Here is a 7,843-nt window from a genome sequence, read left to right on the forward strand (position 1 = left end):
GGCCTTATTGACGGGCGATGGTGTTGGTGCGGCGAATCTTGGCCTGCAACTGGATCACGCCGTACACCAGCGCTTCCGCGGTAGGCGGGCAGCCCGGCACATAGACGTCGACCGGCACGATCCGGTCGCAGCCGCGCACTACCGAATACGAGTAGTGGTAATAGCCGCCGCCATTCGCGCACGAGCCCATGGAGATCACCCAGCGCGGCTCGGCCATCTGGTCATAGACCTTGCGCAGAGCGGGCGCCATCTTATTGCACAGCGTGCCGGCGACGATCATCACGTCCGACTGACGCGGACTCGGACGAAACACCACGCCGAAGCGGTCGAGGTCATAACGGGCAGCGCCCGCATGCATCATCTCGACCGCACAGCACGCAAGACCGAACGTCATCGGCCACAACGAGCCAGTGCGCGTCCAGTTGATCAGTTTGTCTGCCGTGGTGGTGACAAACCCTTCCTTCAAGACCCCTTCGATACTCATTTGCTTTCCACTCCAGACGGGGCGGCAAGCCTTGGCCACCCACGCAAACCGGCGATTAATCCATCATTCCCAGTCGAGGCCGCCCTTCTTCCAGATATAGGCAAAACCAAGCAGGAACTCGAGCAGGAAAATCATCATTGCCATGAAGCCAGGCCAGCCGATGTCACGCAAGGCCACGCCCCATGGGAACAGGAACGCGGTTTCAAGGTCGAAAATGATGAAGAGAATGGCGACGAGGTAGTAGCGCACATCGAACTTCATGCGCGCATCTTCGAATGCTTCGAAGCCGCACTCGTACGGTGCGTTTTTCTCGGTATCGGGCTTGTTGGGACCAAGAATCTTGCCGATACTGACCAGCGCTACGCCTAAACCGGTGCCTACAATGAGGAACAACAAGACGGGGAAATAGGCTGCGAGGTTCAAGACTATCCTCAATCGGTTGGTTCTAAAGTGCCGCCAAGAGCATAGCACTCCTGACGCGAAATCACTTCCGAAACGCACATGCCGCAAGCCCAACGCAAGCCGTGCCCTGAAAGTGAAAATGCCAGCCGAAGCGAAGCAAGCGGCTGGCATTTAGATAACATTTTGGTGCCGACGGCGAGACTCGAACTCGCACAGCTTTCGCCACTACCCCCTCAAGATAGCGTGTCTACCAATTTCACCACGTCGGCACTGCATGCAATCCGGGAAAACAACTTATAAAACCCGCGAATCGCTTCAAGACTTGAATTGTAACTTGTCTAAACAGTTTGTTCAACGCACAAAAGGCACTTTGAACGAAAATTTTATTTCGGCACGCCCGTAGCCGGAACGGACGCCGGCGAAGCAGGCGAAGCCGGCAATGCAGCCGAGCCAGCGACCGGCGCAGAAGCTGCAGGCGTGGCAGTCGGCGCAGCCGGTGCGGTCACCGCCGCGCCTAGCAAGCCCGCGGAAGGCTTCGACCGATATGCGCCGAGATAAGTGAGCGCGAGCGTCGTGACAAAAAACACCGCGGCGAGCACGGCCGTCGTCCGCGACAAAAAGTTGGCCGAACCGGTTGCACCAAACAGGCTGCCCGACGCGCCGCTACCGAAAGCAGCGCCCATATCGGCGCCTTTGCCGTGCTGCAGCAAGACAAGGCCGATGACCCCGAGAGCAGACAACAGCTGAACGACGATAATCAATGTTTTCAAATACAGCATCACACTCACCTGAGTCTTTATTTAACCGCGCCACACACAGTGTGTTTCGCGGGATGGGTCATCCTCGACAAGGCGCCCTGCTTAACCGGCGACGCTGGTTGCAGCCGCCGCCTTGCAGATCGCCAGGAAATCCTGGTCCTTCAACGACGCACCGCCGATCAGGCCGCCGTCGATATCCGGTTGACGGAACAATTCTTCCGCGTTCTCCGGCTTTACGCTGCCACCATACAACAGCGGCACATCCGCCACCGCCGCGCCCTTTGCCGCCAGACGCGCGCGCAGGAATGCATGAACTGCCTGCGCTTGGGCCGAACTCGCGCTCTTGCCGGTGCCGATCGCCCAGACCGGTTCGTACGCGACGACCAAACGGGCCGCCTCCTGCACCGACAGCTTCGCCAGCACTTCGTCCAGCTGTGCGCCGACCACCTGCTCGGTCGAACCGGCTTCGCGCTCTTCGAGCGTTTCACCGACGCACACGATCGGCGTCAAACCCGCTTCCAGCGCGCGCTGCGTTTTCACCGCGACCAGCTCGGCGCTTTCGCGATGGTAGGCACGACGCTCCGAGTGACCGACAATTGCGAACGTAGCGCCGAAATCCGTCGCCATGGGTGCCGCCACTTCACCGGTATAGGCGCCATGCGTGAACGCTGACACGTCCTGCAGGCCCCACACGACCCGACTGCCTTCCAGCAACGATTGAGTCTGCGCGAGATACAGACTCGGTACACACACGCCCACGCGCACGTCGGCCGGCAGATCGCCCGAGCCTTGCGCCACAGCCTGCAACAGCGCGGCATTCGCAGCGAGACGCCCATGCATCTTCCAGTTACCGACTACCAGTTTGGCTCGTTGTTGTTTCGACATCGTCTCGTCTAGTCTTGGCGGGCGGACTTTGTTTGCGCTTACAGTCCGCCGTTCGGATTCATTCGGCGTGCGCAAAACGCGCAATTTTACTGCGTGGGGTGGATCGGGTCAAACCGACCGTATCAAGCGCCCTGACCCCAAGCCAGTACGATCTTGCCGACATGCGTGCTGCTTTCCATCAGCGCATGCGCGTCAGCGGCCTGCGCGGCCGGAAAGACGCGGTGCACGACAGGCTTGATACGGCCCGCTTCGAGATGCGGCCACACCTGCTCTTTCAGTTGCGCGGCGATCTTCGCCTTGAATTCGATCGGCCGTGGACGCAGCGTCGAGCCAGTCACGGTCAAACGGCGGCGCAGCACCTCGTTCAGATTCACTTCCGCCTTCGCACCGCCCAACAAAGCGATCACGACGATGCGACCACCGTCGGCGAGCGCCGTGAGTTCGCGCGGCACGTAGCTGCCCGCCACCATGTCGAGCACCACGTCGACGCCACGATCGTTGGTCAGCGACTTGATCACTTCGACGAAATCTTCCGTCTTGTAGTTGATCGCCCGCTCGGCGCCCAGCGCCTCACATGCACGGCACTTTTCGTCCGACCCGGCAGTGGCGAACACGCGAAAACCGAGCGCGTGCGCAATCTGGATCGCCGTCACGCCGATTCCGCTCGAGCCGCCCTGCACCAGCAGCGTTTCGTTCGGCGCGCCCTCACCCTTGCCGAGTTGTGCGCGATCGAACACGTTGCTCCACACCGTGAAAAAAGTCTCCGGCAGCGAAGCCGCCTCGACGTCCGACAGACCCGCCGGCACCGGCAAGCACTGCAACAGCGGCGCGGCCGCATATTCCGCGTAACCGCCGCCCGCCAGCAAGGCACATACACGGTCGCCGATTTTCAAACCGAACGGGTTGTTCTTTTCGTCGATCGCACCGCCGACGATCTCACCCGCGACCTCCAGCCCCGGCAGATCCGACGCACCGGGCGGCGGCGCATAGCCGCCCTTGCGCTGGAACACATCCGGACGGTTGATGCCGGATGCCGCCACCTTGATCAGGACCTCGCCCGCTTTCGGCTGCGGCGTGGGTCGTTCCGCCAGCTTGAGGACGTCCGGCGCACCGAATTCGGTGATTTCGATCGCTTTCATCTGCGTCAACTCCAAGATTGGATTGCGTTGCATACCCGTTGCTCACCGCGAGGGACGCGAATCGTCCGACCTACGGCGAAGCGCCCGACGCAAACAGAGTACCCGCTTGTCGCCACTTGCACTCATCTGCAACGCGATCCACCCTGCATGAAAAACGGCCGGCGCGCATTCGCGCTGCCGGCCGTTGCTCCGCTACCGCATTACTGCGGCGTCGGCTCGCCTTGCGGCGCGCCGTTCGGGGCGTCGTTCAGCAACGCCTTGGCCGACAAACGCACGCGGCCCTTTTCGTCCGTCTGGATAACCTTGACCTTCACTTGCTGGCCATCTTTCAGGTAGTCGTTGATGTCCTTGATACGCTCGTTGGCGATTTCGGAGATGTGCAGCAGACCGTCCTTGCCCGGCAGGATGTTCACGATCGCGCCGAAATCGAGCAGCTTGAGCACGGTGCCTTCGTACACCTGACCCACTTCGACTTCGAGCGTGATGTTCTCGATACGCTTCTTCGCTTCGGCCATCCCTTCGCTGCTCGTGCTCGCGATGGTGACGACGCCGTCGTCCGAAATATCGATCGTCGTGCCGGTTTCTTCGGTCAGCGCGCGGATCACCGAGCCACCCTTGCCGATCACGTCGCGGATCTTTTCAGGGTTGATCTTGATGGTGATCATGCGCGGTGCGTAGTCCGACAGCACAGTGTTCGCGCCCGACACCGCCGAGGTCATCTTGCCGAGGATGTGCATACGGCCTTCCTTCGCTTGCGCGAGGGCGACCTGCATGATTTCCTTCGTGATGCCCTGGATCTTGATGTCCATCTGCAGCGCGGTCACACCTTGCTCGGTACCCGCCACCTTGAAGTCCATGTCGCCGAGGTGATCTTCGTCGCCGAGGATGTCGGTCAGCACGGCAAAACGATTGCCTTCGAGGATCAGGCCCATCGCGATGCCGGCGACGTGCGCCTTCATCGGCACGCCGGCGTCCATCAGCGCGAGGCAGCCGCCGCACACCGAAGCCATCGACGACGAACCGTTCGATTCCGTAATTTCCGACACGACGCGAATCGAGTAGCCGAATTCGTCGGCGCTCGGCAGGCATGCAGCCAATGCGCGCTTGGCCAGACGGCCGTGACCGATTTCACGGCGCTTCGGCGACCCGACGCGACCCGTTTCGCCGGTCGCGAACGGAGGCATGTTGTAGTGGAGCATGAAGCGTTCGCGGTACTCGCCTTCGAGCGCGTCGATATTCTGCTCGTCGCCCTTCGTGCCGAGCGTGGCAACCACCAGCGCCTGCGTTTCGCCGCGCGTGAACAGTGCCGAGCCGTGCGTACGCGGCAGCACGCCGGTACGGATTTCGATCGGGCGCACGGTGCGCGTGTCACGGCCGTCGATACGCGGCTCGCCGTTCAGGATCTGCGTACGGACGATCTTCGCTTCGATGTCGAACAGCACGTTGCCGACGGTGGCCTTGTCGGCTGCCGGCGTACCGCTTGCCGCTGCGTCTTCTTCGAGCTTCGCCGACGTCGCTGCGTAGACTTCCTTCAGCTTGGCCGAACGCGCCTGCTTGTCGCGGATCTGATAAGCGGCGAGCAGGTCGGCTTGCGCCAGTTCCGTTACGCGTGCAATCAGCGGCTCGTTCTTCGCCGCCGGTTGCCAATCCCATTCCGGCTTGCCGCCTTCGCGCACGAGATCGTGGATCGCGTCGATCGCGATCTGCATCTGCTCATGGCCGAACACCACGCCGCCGAGCATCACTTCTTCGCTCAGTTGCTGCGCTTCCGATTCCACCATCAGCACCGCGCGTTCCGTACCGGCGACGATCAGGTCGAGCGCCGATTCCTTCATTTGCGCACGCGTCGGGTTCAACACGTATTCGTTGTTGATGTAGGCCACGCGTGCTGCGCCGACCGGGCCGTTGAACGGCAGACCGGACACGGCGAGCGCCGCCGACGCGCCGATCAGCGCGGGGATGTCGGCGGGGATTTCCGGGTTCAGCGAAAGGACGTGGATCACGACCTGGACTTCGTTGTAGAAGCCTTCCGGGAACAGCGGGCGGAGCGGTCGATCGATCAGGCGCGAGGTCAGCGTTTCGCCTTCCGACGGACGGCCTTCGCGGCGGAAGAAGCCACCCGGGATCTTGCCGGCGGCGTAGGTCTTTTCGAGGTAGTCGACGGTCAGCGGGAAGAAGTCCTGGCCCGGCTTGGCCGTCCTGGCGCCGACCACGGTTGCCAGCACGACGGTGTCTTCGACGTCGACGATCACCGCACCGCTCGCCTGGCGAGCGATCTCGCCTGTTTCGAGGCGAACGTTATGTTGTCCCCACTTGAACTCTTTGACGATCTTATTGAACATAGTCATTGCTTTTCCTCATCGTAGTGCCGCGCGGACCAGAAGCGGCGCGGCAACGCCAGACCGGCGCCACACGGGAAGAGTAGTGTTATGCCATTCCAGAGAACCACGCGCTGCGTCGGGTACACGCGTGAACCGCTGGAATGACACAAAGCTCCGCCCTGGGGCCCGGCCGTGTTTCCTTTTTGCTGCTTGCTCTACTGCTTTGATTACTGCCTGGGTTGCAAATACTGCTCTTGCCTGCTCTCGCTGCATGAACCGGCACGCCACTGCGGACGACAGGCGATGCGCACCACATGAAGCGCATCGTGCAAAAACAAAATGCCTGTATCAGCGAAACTGACACAGGCATCTTGCTGAACGACTGGCCGATTACTTACGCAGACCCAGCTTCTCGATCAGGCTGCGGTAACGATCCGCATCCTTGCTCTTCAGGTAGTCGAGCAGCTTGCGACGGCGGCTCACCATGCGCAGCAGACCGCGGCGGCTGTGGTGATCTTTCGCGTGAGCCTTGAAGTGAACGGTCAGTTCGTTGATGCGAGTCGTGAGCAGAGCGACCTGAACTTCGGGGGAGCCGGTGTCGTTAGCTGCGCGTGCGAATTGCGCAACGACTTCGGACTTCTTGCTTGTTTCAACTGCGGACATGTCTATTTCCTTAAGAACTGGACAGGCGGTCACGGAAGAAAGGCCGTGCCGTGGATTACCCCGTATGCATGACAGAATCACACCCCTGCCCCACAACGGGACGCGTATTGTAGCACAAGCCGCCCCCGCCGCGAACCCCGCCGAGCCGGGGCGAACCGTACCCACCCGCGTGCGCGCGACGCCCTCGCACGCCCGCCGGCGTCATGGCCGCCGCATCCTGCAAACGGTCGGCGCGACGGTGCGCTCGGGCGGCAACGCCAACACCGTGCGAAAGCCGTAGCCGGAGCCTTCGTTGTCGAAGCGCACGCCCGGCGTGCCGGCTTTGTCCATCACCATCACATACAGGGGCTGAATCAGCTGATGGTCGTCGGCGCGCATCCACGATGCGTGAAAGCCGTTGTCGAAGCGCAACCCCTCCAGCGCGCGGGCGACGGCTGTGGGATCGGCGCTGCCGGCGCGGTTCATCGCCGCGGCGAGGGTCTCGATCATCAAAGGCATGCGCAGCACCGGGTAGTCGTCCTGCGCGGCGGGGAAACGGGCCCGGAACGCGGCGTACCACGCGTCCGAAGCGGCGCCGCCCGCGTTCGGGTGCCAGTCGGCGACCGCAATCACGTGACTCACGCCGGCGTCGCCCAGCGCCGCTGGCGCCCCAAGGCTGTTGCCGTAGAAAGTGTAGAACTTCGTGTCCAGCCCCTGCTCGCGCGCCGCCTTGACGAGCAGCGTCAGGTCGTTGCCCCAGTTACCGGTGATCACCGCGTCGGCGCCGCTCGCGCGGATTTTCGCAATGTAGGGCGCGAAATCCTTGACGCGGCCGATCGGATGAAACTCGTCGCCGACCACCGCGATATCCGGGCGCTTCGCCGCCAGCGTCGAGCGCGCAAGGGCGCTGACGTCGTGGCCGAAGCTGTAATCCTGATTCAGCAGATACACCTTCTTCACCGCCTTGTCGCGCCGGATCACGTCGGCTAGCGCGTCCATGCGCATGCCCGCGTGCGCGTCAAAGCGGAAATGCCAGAAGCTGCAATTGGCGTTGGTGAGCGCGGGGTCGTCGGCGGAATAGTTGAGGAACAGAGCGCGGTTGCCCGGCTCGCGGCTGTTCTGCTTGTCGATTGCGCCAATCAGCGCGGCGGCGACCGCTGAACTGTTGCCCTGCATGACGTAGCCGATATGGCGGTCGGCGGCCGCGCGCAG

Annotated in this window: 8 protein-coding genes and 1 tRNA gene; all 9 read right to left on the minus strand. The window is 62.3% G+C overall.

The features are described from left to right. Positions 1–4: 4 nt before the first annotated feature. Complete coding sequence (locus CIC12_RS20575) at positions 5–484, minus strand: NuoB/complex I 20 kDa subunit family protein (protein ID WP_006052903.1); 480 nt, start codon at positions 482–484, stop codon at positions 5–7. 63 nt (positions 485–547) lie between these two features. Beyond that, the gene (locus CIC12_RS20580; RefSeq protein ID WP_007175615.1) at positions 548–907 is read right to left on the minus strand and encodes an NADH-quinone oxidoreductase subunit A; all 360 of its coding nucleotides are present in this window, start codon (positions 905–907) and stop codon (positions 548–550) included. A gap of 163 nt (positions 908–1,070) precedes the next feature. After that, positions 1,071–1,155, minus strand: a tRNA-Leu gene (locus tag CIC12_RS20585). Positions 1,156–1,269: 114 nt separating this feature from the next. Continuing rightward, positions 1,270–1,665 carry a preprotein translocase subunit SecG gene (gene secG / locus CIC12_RS20590; protein ID WP_168666450.1) on the minus strand — a complete coding sequence of 132 codons (396 nt, stop codon included), beginning with the start codon at positions 1,663–1,665 and terminating at the stop codon, positions 1,270–1,272. 81 nt (positions 1,666–1,746) lie between these two features. Next, entirely contained in the window at positions 1,747–2,529 is a 783-nt protein-coding gene (gene tpiA / locus CIC12_RS20595) for a triose-phosphate isomerase (protein WP_168666452.1), read from the minus strand. A 122-nt stretch (positions 2,530–2,651) separates the two neighbouring features. Continuing rightward, positions 2,652–3,668, minus strand: a complete 1,017-nt coding sequence (locus CIC12_RS20600; RefSeq protein WP_168666454.1) for an NAD(P)H-quinone oxidoreductase — start codon at positions 3,666–3,668, stop codon at positions 2,652–2,654. A 200-nt stretch (positions 3,669–3,868) separates the two neighbouring features. Beyond that, positions 3,869–6,016, minus strand: a complete 2,148-nt coding sequence (pnp, locus tag CIC12_RS20605; protein ID WP_174772120.1) for a polyribonucleotide nucleotidyltransferase — start codon at positions 6,014–6,016, stop codon at positions 3,869–3,871. 363 nt (positions 6,017–6,379) lie between these two features. Further along, positions 6,380–6,652, minus strand: coding sequence for a 30S ribosomal protein S15 (gene rpsO, locus CIC12_RS20610; RefSeq protein ID WP_121317057.1), 273 nt, complete (start codon positions 6,650–6,652; stop codon positions 6,380–6,382). Between the two features lie 201 nt (positions 6,653–6,853). After that, the coding region (locus CIC12_RS20615) for a branched-chain amino acid ABC transporter substrate-binding protein (protein ID WP_238812754.1) at positions 6,854–7,843 on the minus strand (990 nt) is incomplete at its 5' end.

Origin of the sequence: Paraburkholderia sp. SG-MS1 (assembly GCF_012275575.1) — a bacterium.
Taxonomy (GTDB): domain Bacteria; phylum Pseudomonadota; class Gammaproteobacteria; order Burkholderiales; family Burkholderiaceae; genus Paraburkholderia.

Coding starts and splice junctions, on each gene's coding strand:
- rpsO (WP_121317057.1), bottom strand. CDS start 6,652: ATGTCCGCAGTTGAAACAAGCAAGAAGTCCGAAGTCGTTGCGCAATTC.
- pnp (WP_174772120.1), bottom strand. CDS start 6,016: ATGACTATGTTCAATAAGATCGTCAAAGAGTTCAAGTGGGGACAACAT.
- CIC12_RS20600 (WP_168666454.1), bottom strand. CDS start 3,668: ATGAAAGCGATCGAAATCACCGAATTCGGTGCGCCGGACGTCCTCAAG.
- secG (WP_168666450.1), bottom strand. CDS start 1,665: ATGCTGTATTTGAAAACATTGATTATCGTCGTTCAGCTGTTGTCTGCT.
- tpiA (WP_168666452.1), bottom strand. CDS start 2,529: ATGTCGAAACAACAACGAGCCAAACTGGTAGTCGGTAACTGGAAGATG.
- CIC12_RS20575 (WP_006052903.1), bottom strand. CDS start 484: ATGAGTATCGAAGGGGTCTTGAAGGAAGGGTTTGTCACCACCACGGCA.